Origin of the sequence: Pseudoalteromonas sp. HM-SA03 (genome assembly GCF_002289345.1) — a bacterium.
Taxonomy (GTDB): Bacteria; Pseudomonadota; Gammaproteobacteria; order Enterobacterales; family Alteromonadaceae; genus Pseudoalteromonas.
Map to the genome: position 1 here is coordinate 57,394 of NZ_NSDG01000113.1, position 16,287 is coordinate 73,680.

6 protein-coding genes are annotated in these 16,287 nt (G+C 38.4%); all 6 read right to left on the reverse strand.

Going from position 1 to position 16,287, the window contains the following annotated elements:
- Window positions 1-2: 2 nt before the first annotated feature.
- The gene (locus tag CKO50_RS21845) at window positions 3-9,569 is read right to left on the reverse strand and encodes a non-ribosomal peptide synthetase (protein ID WP_095729887.1); all 9,567 of its coding nucleotides are present in this window, start codon (window positions 9,567-9,569) and stop codon (window positions 3-5) included.
- An 87-nt stretch (window positions 9,570-9,656) separates the two neighbouring features.
- On the reverse strand, window positions 9,657-11,327 hold the full coding sequence (locus CKO50_RS21850; protein ID WP_095729888.1) for a cyclic peptide export ABC transporter: 1,671 nt from the start codon (window positions 11,325-11,327) through the stop codon (window positions 9,657-9,659).
- A 76-nt stretch (window positions 11,328-11,403) separates the two neighbouring features.
- Entirely contained in the window at window positions 11,404-12,678 is a 1,275-nt protein-coding gene (locus CKO50_RS21855; RefSeq protein ID WP_176474729.1) for a hypothetical protein, read from the reverse strand.
- Between the two features lie 64 nt (window positions 12,679-12,742).
- Entirely contained in the window at window positions 12,743-13,615 is an 873-nt protein-coding gene (locus CKO50_RS21860) for a cupin-like domain-containing protein (protein ID WP_095729890.1), read from the reverse strand.
- Between the two features lie 29 nt (window positions 13,616-13,644).
- Window positions 13,645-14,577: a cupin-like domain-containing protein gene (locus CKO50_RS21865; RefSeq protein ID WP_095729891.1), complete on the reverse strand. Its 933-nt coding sequence runs from the start codon at window positions 14,575-14,577 to the stop codon at window positions 13,645-13,647.
- 1 nt (window position 14,578) lies between these two features.
- Window positions 14,579-15,883, reverse strand: coding sequence for a diaminobutyrate--2-oxoglutarate transaminase (ectB, locus tag CKO50_RS21870; protein WP_095729892.1), 1,305 nt, complete (start codon window positions 15,881-15,883; stop codon window positions 14,579-14,581).
- Between the last annotated feature and the right edge of the window lie 404 nt (window positions 15,884-16,287).

The following is a 16,287-nucleotide window of genomic DNA, read 5'->3' on the forward strand; positions in this document are numbered from 1 at the left end:
GATTATACCTCCACTCCTTGCTCAGACAGCATTTCCAAATAGTGATCTAGCTCTTCCTCAGATAAATTATCCAAATCAACTTCATTGCTAAGTGTTTCTAACTCTTTTGCACTTTCAATCATATTGGCAATATCTGAAATTGATCCTGCTTCAAAAACAGATTTTAGAGAAAGCTCTACTTCCCAGAGTGCTCGAATCTCATTAATCATCCTCGTAGCAAGAAGAGAGTGTCCACCGATATCAAAGAAGTTGTCATGACGGCCAATTTTCCTTCCTTTAAGAAGCTGCTCCCATAATGCAACAAGCCCTTTTTCAGTATCTGTAATTGGCGCTGCATATTCGCTATAGCTACTCATATCAGGATCAGGCAAAGCTTTTCGGTCCAATTTTCCATTTGCTGACAGAGGGAAGCTTTGGAGTTGCATAATGACAGCTGGAACCATGTAATGAGGTAAATGTTGCCGTAAATAATTTTTTAGTTCCGCGATATCTATTACCGCATCAGCTTCTTCATTATTCATAACAAGATATGCGACAAGTTGATAATCGTCCTCATTCAACATCGCTGACACCACAACCGCATCTTTAACCGACTCATGCCGTGTTAGCACAGACTCAATCTCACCTGTTTCAATTCGATAGCCACGAATTTTCACTTGGAAATCTTTACGGCCAAGGTATTCTAAACTTCCGTCAGGTTCTCGCTTTACAAGATCCCCGGTTAGATACATCTTTGAATCTAATGCGTCTTGTGGCCAAGGGTTATCAATAAAAACTTCTTTTGTTTTTTCATCTAACCCAATATAACCTCTACCAACAACTGGCCCAGAAACTGCAAGTTCACCAACTACCCCCACAGGTGCAAGTGATAAGTCAGGGGTTACAACATGTAATCTAGCATTTGCAATAGGCTTACCAATAAATACTCGCTCAACAGGTCCACTAATTGGCTGGAATGCAACATCATCCGAACACTCTGCTGGACCGTAAGCATTCATTAACGGAATTGCTGGGTATTGATTAAACCAATTATTCACTAATTCAAGAGTTAATGCTTCCCCCGTTGGCAGAACCCATTTCAAGCTCGGCAGTTCAACTTGATAAAACAATGCCGCTTTCATCACTGAGGGAACCGGCTCCCAGTGAGTTATTTTGTTCATCCGTAAATGATCCAATAATGCTTGAGGATCCTGCGTGATTTCATTTGGTACAATGCTTAGCTTAGCGCCAACTATAGGTGCTGTTAAAAACTGCCAGACAGAAATGTCGAAACACTGAGAAGCAGTTTGCGCAATTACGCTTGATTCTGTAATAGACAGAGGTGCCACTTTAGAGAGCATATTATTTACCATACCACGATGCTCAATCATTACGCCTTTTGGTGTGCCTGTAGAACCCGAGGTAAATAAAACATATGCTAAATCATGCAAATCAGGGAAGTTTAACGTGATTTCATCTTCATAATGTGGGGTCGTCAGTTGTGAGTATGAATAGACTTGTTCACTACCCCACTCGCCCTTTAACCAACGAGCTTCTGCTTGAAGTGCTTCGCCAACCAGTATTAACTTAGGTTTACTATCACCTAAAATTTGCATCCATCGATTTGACGGTTGCTCAGGATCAAGTGGCAAATAAGCCGCACCCGATTTTAATACTGCTACCATCATCACTAAAAAATCTAGCCCGCGATAATCTAGTATTCCTATAATATCTCCAGAGAGCACTCCATAATGACGCAAGTTTTTCGCAAGAACTTCTGATGCGTTATTAAGCTCAGCAAAGGTTAAAGACTGATCTTTGTACATTGCAACAACAGCATTGGGGGTTTTCTCAACCTGCCTTGCAAATAGTTCCGGCCAGCTTACAGACATAAGCTCTGGACTTGAGGTATTATTCCATTCAACCAATAACTGTGTCATTTCCTGCTCGCCGAGATATTCAGATAAGTTAACTAGGCTTTCTGGAAACTCGACCAAACTAGATACGATATTACCTATATAAGTGTGGATACGACTAGCTGAGTCCTCGTCAAAACAACCACTATCGAGACTAATACACGCCTCAAGATTGTTTGTTAACGGGTCTCTACTATAGTTGACATCAAAGAGATAATTTGTCATTTCGAAGTCATCAACCTTAATAACTTCAATATCACTATCCAATTTTTTATAGACATGAAAATCAATATAGTTGAACAGAGAAGCCGAGAACTCCATACCAACAGAGTCCTGAATTGCTGAAAGTGGATACCTACGGTGTTCCATCAACTCCAATAACTCACTATCTAGTTCACGTATCAAGTCGCACCAGCTCACTTTTACGTTTTTAATACGTAGCGGTAACGAATTTAAAAACAGTCCTAGCGCTCGTTCACTTCCTTCAACTTCAGGACGTCCATTTGTTACCACAGATGTTGTCACATCCGTGTTACCACTAACTAGAGCAAGCAAAGTTATATGAACCGCTAACAAAACACTTTTTTCTTGAACGTTTAACTGCTGTGCTAAAGCTTTAATTTTTTCGTTATGGCTCGTAGAGAAGTTGTACTTCACAAGACGCTGCCCTTCCTGTTCCGCAGTTGCCCACCACGGTAACTGAGCATCTTGAAACTTCTCTTTCCAACGCTGTTCTGGGCTCGCATCTTCTATAGCTTTTTGTTCAGCGGCTACAAAGTGACTATAAGACAAAATAGACTCTTGCTCCGGAAGCGCTCCACCATTTAGCAATGTTGAATAATGGCTAAATAGCATTGTATTAATACTCGCCACACTCCAACCATCCCATAACGAATGATGGCAAATAATTTGGTAGTAGAACTCATCTTCTCTTAAATGATGTAAAGCAATACGCCATAGTGTCGAGTCGAAATCAAATCCTGCAACACTACCCTGCTCGTTCCAAGCTGCTATATCTGCACTTTGTTCTTCCTTATTTAACCCTCGTAAATCCCTGTACTCAAAAGGTATGTCCACATCATTTAATACCAGCAACAAGGGACGTTCTGTTGTATTGCAGAAAATAGTGCGGAAGGATTCGTGTTCAGCAACCATTGCTGCAATGGCTTGCTTGAAATACTCCTGATTCCACCTTACTTTTAATTGCAAACCAAATACATCTCTATACATACCAACTTCTGTACCCAGCAAGTTATGTACTACCATACCTTGTTGTAATTTAGATTGAGGATAAGCATCAATAATTCGGTTTCGTTGAGGATGCGATTCAAGCCAATTTTTCTCTGTATCATTAAGTAACGAGAACGGAGAAATGCTCATGGATTCAACTGCACGAGTCCGATTATCTTCAATAGCATTAGCCAAACTGCGGATATTGGGATGTGCAAATAAATCTCTGATTGAGTAGTTGAGCCCTGCTTTTTTACCTGCAGAAACAATTGATATAGCACGAATTGAATCCCCACCAATATGGAAGAAGTTATCCAATACTCCAATACTCTCAATTTGTAACTCTGACTGCCAAACATTGCATAAAATTTCTTCAATCTCATTTGATGGCGCAGCATAATTCTTATCGTCTTGTTCGATAAGAGATGGCTTCGGCAAGGCTTTCCTATTAACTTTGCCATTCGCCGTAACTGGTAACTTATCAAGCTTAACGAATGAAGTAGGCAGCATGTGCTCTGGTAATTGAGCACTTAATGTCTCACGAACAAACTTGATAGCAGCAGGATCATCGTAAGCAGCCTCCTTAGACATTACGAAATACGCTGCTAAACGCAGAGGTTCATCTCTAGCAATTACAACAGCTTCGGTAACCTCTGGCACGCTAAGTAAACATGATTCAACTTCACCTAGCTCAATTCTGAAGCCCCTTATTTTCACTTGTTGATCACATCGTCCAAGATACTCCAACTCACCATCAGTGCGATATCGCGCAAGGTCTCCCGTACGATATAAACGCTCACTGGCATCAAATGGATTGATAATGAAACGTTCTTTGGTTAACACATCTCGATTCAAATAACCACGTGTAACCCCTTTACCTCCCACATACATTTCACCGGGTACACCGACTGGAGCCAGATCAAGAGAAGGAGTTAATAGATAGATGGATAGATCATTCAAAGGGTTACCAATCAAGCTTGCATTACTACGCAATGCAATATCACTCTGGTAAATACGACGATATGTAACATGGACCGTTGTCTCAGTAATACCATACATATTAACTAACTCAGGTTTTGCATCGCCATGACGCTCAATCCAGGGAGTTAAAGCATTCAAATTGAGTGCTTCACCTCCAAATATTACACAACGTAGTGACAACGCTTTTGACTGCTCTAAATCGACATTAATTAAGTGGCCAAATGCCGTTGGCGTTTGGTTCAGAATAGTCACTTTTTCTGTATGTAATAAGTCGTAAAAATCAGGTGTCGAACGTGCGACCCAATGAGGAACTATCACTAGACGTCCACCGAAAGACAATGCCCCCCAAATTTCCCATACCGAGAAATCGAAAGCATATGAATGGAATAGAGTCCATACATCCGTATGACTAAAACCAAAGTCGACATCGTTCGCATCAAATAGCCGACTCACTTGCTGATGTTCAACCATCACACCTTTAGGCTTGCCTGTCGAGCCAGAGGTGTAGATAACATAAGCTAGACTATTTAACGTGCATCTATTAGTAGGATCTATATCTGGATAAGAAGATACCAGTTGATGATCGTCAATATTTAAAATAAGTTGCTTGTCCAAAGGCAGTTTCGATTCCAGTTGAGACTGGCATAAAACAATGTCAACTCCTGAGTCTTCTAACATGTGGGCCAATCGACTTTCAGGGTAGGCTGGGTCTAACGGTAAATAAGCTCCCCCGGCCTTTAAAATCGCAAGCAAGCCCACCACCATTTCTACTGAACGTTCAACACAAAGCCCAACTAATACATCAGCTTTCACACCTTGAGAGATTAAGTAATGAGCGAGCATGTTTGCCCGAGCATTAAGCTGTTCGTAGCTCACCTCTTCATTTTCAATAGTTAATGCTATTGAGTTAGGCTGCTTTCTTACCTGATTTTCAAAGCGCTGATGTATACAGAGTTCACTGTCAAAACTTTGTACCTCACGGTTAAACTTATCAAGTAACGCTTGACGTTCACTCTCATTAATTAGTGGTATTTCACTTACTTTTATATGTGGATCAGTAATAATGCTTTCTAGCAATCGGTTGAACTGCACCGACATAGCTTCAATACTTCGTCTTTCAAAAAGGTCTGTAGCCCAAGTCCAATTGAACTGTAAGCAATCATCGCTGTGCTGCACCTCAAGGCTCAAATCGAATTGCGAACGGATATTTTCGACCTGAACTTCAACCAAGTTGGCATTAGGTAGACTAATTTCACTTTGCTCATTATTTTGTAATGCTAACATTACCTGAAATAACGGGTTATAGCTCAAACTGCGTTCAGGTTGAATCGCTTCAACAATCGTATCGAAAGGGATCTGAGCATGACTAAATGCATTGAGTGCACACTCTTTAGTACGAGAAAGCAACTCAGCAAAAGAAGGATCTCCAGACAAGTCTGAACGCACGAGTACAGTATTAACAAAGAATCCGACTAATGGAGCGATTTGCGGCTGATCTCGATTGGCGATAGGCGTGCCAACAACGATGTCTTCTTCATGACTATAGCGGCTAAGTAAACTTGTCAATGCCGCGTTTAGTAACATAAATAGCGTAACATTACTGTCTTTTGCAAATTGCTGAACCGAAACGCTTGTCGAGGATGCTAAAGTAGATGACAACATTTCCCCGTTGTGGCTTTGCACCACAGGACGAGGCTTGTCCAAAGGTAATGCATGGACTGGGGGAAGTCCCTGTAGCTCCTGTTTCCAAAACTCAAGTTCTTTCTGTAAGCGCTCGTTTGTCAACCAACCTCGTTGCCAATATGCGTAGTCTGAATATTGAATTTCTAACGGTACAAAAGGGTTGCTTTGCTCTTCGACAAAGGCAGTATATAGCGCAGATAGCTCATCAACTAAAACTTTTTTAGACCACCCATCTGAAGCAATATGATGCACTATAATGATTAGGTAGTAACGTGTATCTGTCAATTTGAGTAACTTGGCACGAAGCATCAAATCACGACTTAAATCGAACGGGCGAAGAATTTGTGCTCTAAGCTGCTCTGCATATTCATTTTCTTGTTCTTCGATATTAAGTTGAGATAAGTCTTGCTGCTCTAATTTAAAGTCAACATGGGATAAAGGTATCTGCTCAACCAAATTGTCATTTTCTTGATACACTGTATGTAATACATGATGACGCATAATTACCTGCTTCAGTGCACTGGACAATGCCCCTGTATCTAATACCCCATCAATATGAAATGCAACAGCCATATTATATTCTGTTGCGCTCTCTTCAACCTGATCAATAAACCATAGCCTTTGCTGAGCAAAAGAAAGCGGCAAACTTACTCCACTCGGCGCTTTTCCAATTGTAGGTAACTCACTTCGGCTCGCTTTTTCGATTGATATTGCGATGTCCTCTAAGGAATACGCCTCAAATACAGTTTTTATAGACAGTTCTACTTGCCAAGTCTCACGAATGGCTGATACCAGCCTCGAAGCTAATAACGAGTGCCCGCCTATTTCAAAAAAGTTAGCATTGATACTAACGCGTTCACGGTTAAGTAACTCTTTCCATATTTGGACTAACTTCTCTTCCGTTTCAGTCTTAGGCTCTACGAAGTCGCCCCCTTCAAATGTCGGTTCGGGTAATGCCGAACGATCAACCTTCCCATTAGCTGTTAAAGGCAGTTGAGGAATAGCAACGATTGTTTGAGGCACCATATAATTTGGCAGTTTGCCTTTTAAAAACTCTCGAATACTTTGCAAATCCAGAGAATCATGAGTAACAACATAGGCGACTAAACATAACTGTCCGACACCATCAGGCTTTGCGTCAACAACAACTTTGTTCACAGCCTCATGATCCAGAAGTACACTTTCAATTTCACCAGGCTCAATACGATAGCCTCTAATTTTTAGCTGGTGATCTTTACGTCCAATATATTCAAGGCTGCCATCAGATAACCGCCTCGCAAGGTCGCCGGTTAGGTATAGTCGAGTGTCTGAGTCATCTAAAGCAAACGGATTGTCTATAAAAGTAGCTCTCGTTTGTTCTGGAAGATTCAAATAACCACGTCCAACGATAGGCCCAGAAACAGCGATCTCACCTATTGCACCAATAGGAAGTAGAGAGAGGTTATCACCTACAATGTGTAACCTAACATTTGCAACAGGCTTACCTATCAATACTCGCTCAACCGGACTGTAAATTGGCTGAAAAGCAACGTCGTCCGCGCATTCCGCAGGACCATAAGCATTCATCAGAGGTATATCATTATAAAGTTGAAACCAGCGTTCCACTAATTGTGAAGTTAGTGCTTCACCTGTCGGTAAGACCCAGCGTAAGGAAGTAAGCGGCAATTTATATGTAAGTGCCGCCTCTATCATTGAAGGAACAGGTTCCCAAACTGTGACTTGATACTTATTTAAGTATTCAAGTAATGCTTTAGGATCACGACAAATGTCATTAGGAACGATATCAACACGCGCCCCCAATAGGAGTGCTGTTAAGTTTTGCCAAATGGATATATCAAAGCATTGTGAGGCGGTCTGTGCAATAACGTCAGTATGGGTCAGGGAAAGCGGCTCAAATTTAGCCCGCATATTGTTAATTAAGCCAGCGTGCTCAATCATCACTCCTTTAGGTTTGCCCGTAGAACCTGAGGTAAAGATCACATATGCTAAATCTTGCATACTAGGGAAAACTTCTATAGGTGAGTCATTTTTACATTCTTTAATTAACTCCGAGAGTGTACTGACTTTTTCCTTATTCCATTTACGTTTCATAACCCTATGCTCAAGCATCATAGAGTCACCAACCAACAGGAGCTCAGGCTCACTTTCATTTAGTACGTCCAACCAACGTTGTGAAGGGTGGTTCGGATCAAAAGGTATCCAGGCAGCTCCTGATTTGATAATACCTATTAGCATAGTTAAGAAATCTGGCCCTCTATGTTCTAACAAGCCAACAAGATTGCCTGATCCTATTTTTTTCATATTTAGGGCATTCGCAACATTATTTGATGCTTTATCAAGCTCTCGATAACTTAAACTACGCCCATCTTGCTGCACAGCAATTGCATCCGGCGTTTTTGCTACTTGTAAAGTAAATAGTTCTTGCCAACTGTGTTCAAGAAGCGCTTCCTTACTCGTGTTATTAAAATCCATAAGTAGCTTACTTCGCTCTTCTTGAGTAATTACTTCAACATCTTGAATTGTTTGAGATTTTTCGAACTTAGCTAATTGCTCCAATACATAAATATATCGCTTTCCTACCTGATAAGCTTCATCTTCACTAAGATATTCATCCCGGCAATACACATCCAGTGTTAATGAAGAATCCGCACCATAATCTGTCAAACGAATATGCAAAGGATCTCGCTCCGCATTCGTTGCCATACTTTCTACATCAACACCTAGTGGAATGTAGTTGTAAACAACCTCGGTTAAAAAATCTCGACCATGTGCGACCAAGTTTAACATCCGTCCTAAATGGTGCATTGGAAATGCTTGGTGTCTCAAATTTTTTCGTTGTTCTTTTTTGATAGCTTGAATAAGTTCTGGGAGTGTATGGGCTGTATTTACCTCATAGCAGCCAGGAAGATCAGTGGTAAACATACCTATCGTATTGCGCTGGGCTCGACTTCTACGACGATGAACAGGTGTTGAAACAACAACATCATTACGCTGTGCTGATTTAGAGAAATAAATGAGCAATGCTGCAAGGCCCAAATGATTAATCTCGCCACCAAGTTCTTTTGCTTTCACACTCAAAGAACTACGAAGAGAATCATCTAGTTCAATGCTTATACGATGGCTCAGAGTTGTTCCTATTCTCTTTTGATTCGAGAAATCAGGTGAGAGCATCGGTTCATGTAACGTCTGAAATTTTTCCTGCCAGTATTCGGCATCTTGATTATATTTCTCAGACTTCAAGTAAGCTTGTTCTTCGATCACTACATCTCGGAATGAACCTATAATATCGAATGACTGGATTTCTTGCCCTAGTGCTAACTTCTTGACATTATCTACCCAAAACCCAATACCAAGTCCATCTGTTAATATATGGTGCATTCTTATACACCATACATGTTGTTCCTCGCTAATTCGATACAGACAAGACTCTATAAGTCGATCTTTCCCCAGCTTAAAAACTCTATCGAATTGTTCTTTTGTACGAGCTTCAACTACCTCTTCCGCATTCTCCATATGGGAACAATCATAAAACTCTAATGGAAAGCTATCATAATAGCCAAATTCTTGTACTAACTCTTTTCCCTGAAAATACAACCGAACACCTAGCATATCGAATTTGCTTAAGAGCTCATTTAGCCCTTGCTGTAGAAACCCAACGTCAGCATTATTTAAGCGGACTACACCACCAATGTTATAACAGGGGCTATCTGGCTTTATTATTTGATCAAAATAAATACTTTCTTGCGCCGTAGAGAGTGAGAAAAAATTATCAATATTCATAACTACATTAATGCCTTTTAATTTAAAATTCTAAGCCTAGAAAAACTAAGATTTCCTTGATAAAAAATAGATAAAACTAAATACCAACTAAACAATACCCTCATTTAAAACTTCTTTTGATTCTTTTTTAACAGAAACCAAATTTGCTTTACCGGATTCAAATTTATATAGTTTATCCGCCGATGAAAAATATCTATCATCATGACTAATTACGATTACAGATTTACCTTTATTTTTTAATTCTGGTAAAAGTTCTTGATAGAAAAATTGTCTGAAATAAGGATCTTGATCAGCTGCCCATTCATCAAATAGACATACAGGTGAGTCTTCTAAATAAGATAAAACTAACGCCAAGCGCTTTTTCTGACCATGAGATAACTCTACAGTCGACAGACAGCCATCTTTAACCGTCACTTTATCCTCTAGGCTAAGACGTTTTAGGTAATGCTGCACCTGTTCGTCACTTGCAAGCTCTCCATCACGGTTTAATGCCTGCTTGAAAACATAAAAGTCTGAAAATATAGTGCTGAAATTCCTACGATAGGATTCCCCAGCATTAATATAATCTACAGCCTCGCCATCAATTAAAATATCGCCACGATCTGGGTTATATAAACCGGTTAGGAGTTTAGCAAAAGTAGATTTACCACTTCCATTTCCACCTGTAATAAAAGTAACTTCGCCCCTTTTAAAACTGACATTTATTGGCCCTACCTCAAATTGAAAACCAGAACTTTCATTTTCTTTGTACTTAAAGTAAACATCTCTAAGAGCCAACTCAGACCAATTATCATTAGTTTCTATTTCATTCCGAGAATCAAATTCAGTTAATTCCTCTGAAAGGTTAAGACTAGCTATTTTTCTGTTTGCAACAATCCCATTACTAATATCTTCAAAACTATCAACCAAAAAACTCAACGGCCCCATCAAGTAAATCATAACAAAAACAAACCTAATCATTACTTCAACTGTAACTTGCGGAAGAAAATATTGACTAGAAAAAACAACAACCCCCATAGAAATAAAAAGCGTCGCATTTGCCCAGTTTGTTATATAAACAAAAAACATTTTCGCTTTAATATCTGAACGCTTTATCTTACCAGTTATAGGAACCAATATATTATTATAGAAAAATCGCTTCCTATTTGAATTTATATTTAGTTCTTTCCCCCCTTCAACTAAAGCTTTGAAATTAGAAAAAAGCTCATCATCGCATTCTCTCAACGCCTCAAAGCTCTTTATTCCTTTATTTAAAATAACTTTTGCAACTAAAACAGCTACAGTGAGCATTGAAAAAACAATAAGAAACAACTCTAATGACGAATACCCCATATAGAGTAGCCCTAAAGCCACAGCGGTGAAGTTATATGCAAACAAAGGAAGTATAGAAAGAGAGTCTGAAATGGTTCGAACATCACCAGTAATCGTCGCATAGACTCTATGACCACCAATTTTCTCTAAGTTAGAGTAGCTTGTAGAAAGTATCCGCTTTGCCATAACATCACGTAACCTTTCAACGATAGAAGCGCCTAATTTAGTTAAAATGAATTGAGAAAAAACACCAAAAATAATTAATGCAATCACACCCAAAACCATCAAAGAAAGGCCTTCTTTAAAACTTTCTCTTGCATTATTTATATCAGAAAGATATTCATTGACATGCGCAATCAATGCAATACCCGCCAATGCACTTAACATACTAAGAAATGAAGAAAAAAGGATCAAAAATTTATTTTCTGAAATAAGTCTAAAAAGCATAAAAACTCACAAAGAAGAGTAAAATCATAAAATAGTAATGAAACATAATAAAAACACCCATATAAAAATAAAGAAACTATGAAGTCTGTAAGATCTCACCATATTGCCCTCCAAAGCAAATTAACTCATGTATAGACTTATATTGCTCATCTTTAATAGGCAAATCACTTATTATAAAACTACTTTCTAAATTTTCTTTCCAAACATAAAAAGGTGACACCCCTTCATTAAACAACAAATCATCAACCCCATTTTCAACTCCATGAATAAATAAAAGACTTACGCTCTTGCATTCATCATACTTTGATATACACTCTGGCTTTAACAAATAGTACTTTTCATCAAATATATAAAAATCATTGATAATATAAGTACTATCGACTTCAACACTCGGATGAAAACGAAGTAGGCCTAGATTATTTATTCTGGAAACTAATGGAGTATATTTCTCTGTTCTCTCAACAATTTTTGTTCCTAAACAGTTAGGGCTCATACTATTTTTAAGCTGAATTTCACAACCCATACCATAAACAGCTTCTAACGTACGTTGATGAAGAACAGAACTACCTGAATGAGCAAGCTGATTTGCTGTTTCCCAGCTAATTACTGGGTGTGGAAAAGCGCTATTAATAACATTTGGATCTGCACTGTAAACCCCAGATACATCGCTCCAAAATACAAGTTTGGAGGCGGATGTAAGGCGAGCGCAAACACTAGCCGAATAATCACTGCCATTTCGCCCTAATGTTGTGGTTCTTCCATTTTCATCAGCAGCAATATAGCCAGTAACAACCTTAATCATGTCATTTCTCAGTTCAAGACTGCGTAATTTACTAACACTCAATTCAAAATCGACTTCATTATTAGCTACACTAAGAAAGTCTCTAGCATCTACAAATAGAGCAGGTATTTCGAAATCACTCAAAACCGCTGCCAATAGTCGAGCAGACCAAACCTCGCCAAAACATACCCAATAAGCTAATTCAAACTGGCTACTAGAGCTCATCTCAATCATATTTTTGAGATTATTTACATCTTTATATAGAGATGTTTTTAGCTCTTCTTGTAGTGTTATATTCTTTACTGCATCTATTAATTTATTTTGATAGCTAAATAACTCTTCTAAGATCGTATTAGCTACTAAAGGTTCAGACTTGGACTTGTTGGCGATTTCAATTAGGTGATTTGTACTCTTTCCAGCTGCTGAAACAACGACAAAGCTACCTTTATAACCTTTTGTATTTTCAATTAATATATTAGCAACACGAATAAATGAACTAGCTTCTTTTAAACTAGAACCACCAAATTTATGAACACAGGTTTCCACCCCAGAAAGGCGAGATAATTCCATCATATTTCCTTACAAATGAATTAAAAGGTAAGCTCCTTCACTAAAAAGCAAAGAAGCTCAGAGCTCATGATATATAGTTTAGGTAAGACTTATACTTGTTAAACAACACGTCATTATTAGGTTTAAAAAGCAAAGCCTTTAAAGACTGATAGTTATAGTAGTGATTTTCCTTTGGCATTCCTTTAAAAGCCGAGAAAAATGATTTCAAAACACTATCAAAGGTATGAAAATCAACATTAAAAGATATGCTATCCTCTAGGCTTCGAACATGGTGAATTGTTCCCGGAGGCATATAAAATATATCTCCACTATTAACTTCAACTTTATCTACTTTTACATTTTTGAAGTTAGGATATTTATCATAATCAGGGTTTTCTGGGTCAACAGAAAACCACCTCCACTTTTTCCTATAGCATAAATGCTCATGCTCAGGCCGAATAATCGTAAATATCTTTTTACCTTTTATTTGAAAAAATAAATTATGAGTTAACAAAGTATCAAAATGCAAAGGCGTTACACTATTTTTCGCAGAAACAAAAAATTGGGCAAAACGCGACCAGTCTTGAGCATACCAGTCAGGCATAACATCTTTAGGGAAGTCACCAATATCTTCTAGCAGCTCTTTCGCTAGTAGAAATATAGGTACATCATGACAGTATGGAGCAACTTTATCTGTGTCATTTCCTTCCTTTCTTTTAAATTCCTTAATTATTTTAACATACTCCCCCATCGACATATTTTTCACATCGATTTTTGAATCACTAAAAACCTTAGTTACTACAGGAATGTTAGGGCAAGTTTTTTCAAAATAGTTTAGGTCCCATTTTTCAATAGCAGGCCAATTCTTTGCACCATTTTCAAACAGCGCGGTATTAGAACTCAGACACTGCTCTTTAAAATCATTAGAATTAAAACCGGAAAACCTCAGAATAGACATATAATATTCCTTATACTTCAGCCTAATTATTATTCAAATTCCAGCTCTATTTGGCTAAAATACTTATTATATTTTTTTATAATTTCTGATGCATCTTGAAATACATCACCACCTTTCATATAAAAGTATTTAAGAACCTGAAACTCACTATCATTTCTAGGGTCATCCATTAGATAATCAATGTATTCAAGCGCACCTTTTTCGTGAATGAAATTCCATGTAATTGACACTGAATCTTCGACTACAATAACGTCATGGAGCCATCCGTGTGGAACATAAAGCAGTTCACCTGGACCGAGCACCCCATGAAAATCCGGTTCATGGCTCAACTCCTCAAGGTTGTCTCCACGTACATCAACGTATCCCCCGAACGAATTATCCGCTTTATTAACAATACTTAATTCTTGAGCCCGGCTAGGGTGATACATTGCAACTTCTTTCACACCGTAAAATTGGTTCACAACAGCGTCGCTGCAAAAAGGATCTGTGTGTAGACGTGTTCTGGCACCACGGGCTGCGACTAGAATTCCTCTATATGGAAACTGATCAATAGTCGGATCAGGGAATTCATCGCCTTTCGTAGCAGGTATTAGTAGGTTTTTACCACTTAAAAAGTTCGGTTTTGTCCAAAATGGACTAACTCTAGAAAAAGCCTCATCCCCCCATGCATAATCAACATCTTTTAGTTGGTTATACCAGCGGACATATGGAACATCTGCTTCATAATGCCCCTTCTTACCAAAATATTTATCTATATAGTCATTAAGCGTTGATAGATTTTGTAAATCAAACAGTGAATCATATTCTTGAGTAGGTAAATCACCAATTAACTCTCTAAGGAAGGAAGGCGTCCACTTACTAGCGTCAAAGTCAATATTTTTTATGACCGCAGGGCGATTTTTCTTAATATACTGAGAAACGAATTCTTCTTCGCTAATTCCATCAAGTACATCAATTTCCATTTTACGCTCCTTCCGAGATCATGCTGTTTTCTATTGCACAAGACCTAAAATCCTCGCAGACAGATACAATAATATTACAAATTCTTTCCATTGAATCTCTTAATAGCTCAGAAGGTATATTTAGTGCGGGCATAAATTTAAGAACTTGATCTCGTTCTCCACATGTTTCGATTATTATTTTATTTTCAAAACACTGCTGTGTAACAGCTACGGCAATGGTTTCATCGTAAAACTCTAGCCCCTGAAAAAAACCACGGCCTCTAGACTCTTTAATATACTCACCGCAGCTAATCACAACTTTATCTAGTGCATTGCAGATTATTGCTTCTTTATCATGTAACTCCTGCTCAAATGTTTTATCCTGCCAAAAAAGCTCAAGCATTTTTGTTGAAGCGACAAAAGCAAGGTTGTTACCACGGAAAGTACCGTTATCTTCACCCGGTGCCCAAATATCCATATCTGGTTTTATCAACAGTAAGGCCATCGGGAAGCCTATTCCTCCTATTGATTTAGACAAACAGACCAGATCAGGCTCTATATTTGCATGCTCAAAGCTAAAGAACTTTCCAGTTCTTCCAACTCCAGCTTGGATATCATCGATAATCAGCTTAATACCAAAATCATCTGCAAGACGTCTAATACCTTGTAGCCACTCAACGCTCGCAACATTTACACCACCTTCCCCTTGAATGGTTTCAAGGATAATAGCAGCAGGTAAATCGACACCAGAGCTACTATCTGTAAATAACTTCCGATAAAATGCTATTGAATCATAGTCTTGCCCTAAGTACCCATGATAAGGGAGCCTTGTTACACCGCCCTGAGAAACGGCTTGGCGCTTACTTCTATTACCAGTGAGGCTTAAAGAAGTCCCAGACATGCCATGAAAGCCATTTGTAAAACAAATAACATTGTTTCTTCCCGTCACTTTTCTGGCTAGCTTAACCGCTGATTCAACAACGCTTGTACCAGTCGGGCTAGTAAACTGAAGCTTGTAAGTTAAATTTCTCGGTTCTAATATGTGTTTGCGAAATGAAGCTATGAAATGTTTTTTTGCTTCAGTGTGCAAATCAAGGCTCATTAGAACACCATTTTTTTGCATGTACTCGATAACTGTATTTTTAATTTCGGCTTGGTTGTGTCCATAGTTTAAAGCCCCAGCCCCACTTAACATATCCAAATACTCAACACCATCTGAATCATAGAGATAACACCCTTGAGCCACATCAAAAGTAGCTGGGAAGCTTCTGCAATATGTTCTTGCTTGTGACTCATATAATTCAAATACATCTTCATTTATCATCATTTAATAATCCTTATTTAGTATTAACAAATAGTCTTAAAGCACATGCAGCCAACCTGTAAAAAACCAACAAAAGCAAACAAAAAGCAACATGAACTTACAAAGCCCATAAAAGGTACATAATCAAGACACAACTGTAAACAAAAAAACAACAAAAACAACAAAAACAACAAAAAAAAAGCAGCGGTAACAAGTTATCAAGACGTGCTCAAAAAGCAACATGACAAAGGTCATGGAATCCACAGGAGAGACAAAATAGTACATAAGATTTATGTAAGTAATGTTAAGGCAAGTAGCAAATTGTTTTATTAATATAAGTTAAGAGGTCAGGTAAAGTGAGTTGAAAGCTAGATGACAGTCTGCTTAGACTTTCACCTAGACAATATGAAGTAAGCAAAACAAAAACA

Excerpts from the sequence above, each read along its gene's own strand:
- CKO50_RS21845 (WP_095729887.1), bottom strand. The coding sequence starts at position 9,569 with ATGAATATTGATAATTTTTTCTCACTCTCTACGGCGCAAGAAAGTATT.
- CKO50_RS21850 (WP_095729888.1), bottom strand. The coding sequence starts at position 11,327 with ATGCTTTTTAGACTTATTTCAGAAAATAAATTTTTGATCCTTTTTTCT.
- CKO50_RS21855 (WP_176474729.1), bottom strand. The coding sequence starts at position 12,678 with ATGGAATTATCTCGCCTTTCTGGGGTGGAAACCTGTGTTCATAAATTT.
- CKO50_RS21860 (WP_095729890.1), bottom strand. The coding sequence starts at position 13,615 with ATGTCTATTCTGAGGTTTTCCGGTTTTAATTCTAATGATTTTAAAGAG.
- CKO50_RS21865 (WP_095729891.1), bottom strand. The coding sequence starts at position 14,577 with ATGGAAATTGATGTACTTGATGGAATTAGCGAAGAAGAATTCGTTTCT.
- ectB (WP_095729892.1), bottom strand. The coding sequence starts at position 15,883 with ATGATGATAAATGAAGATGTATTTGAATTATATGAGTCACAAGCAAGA.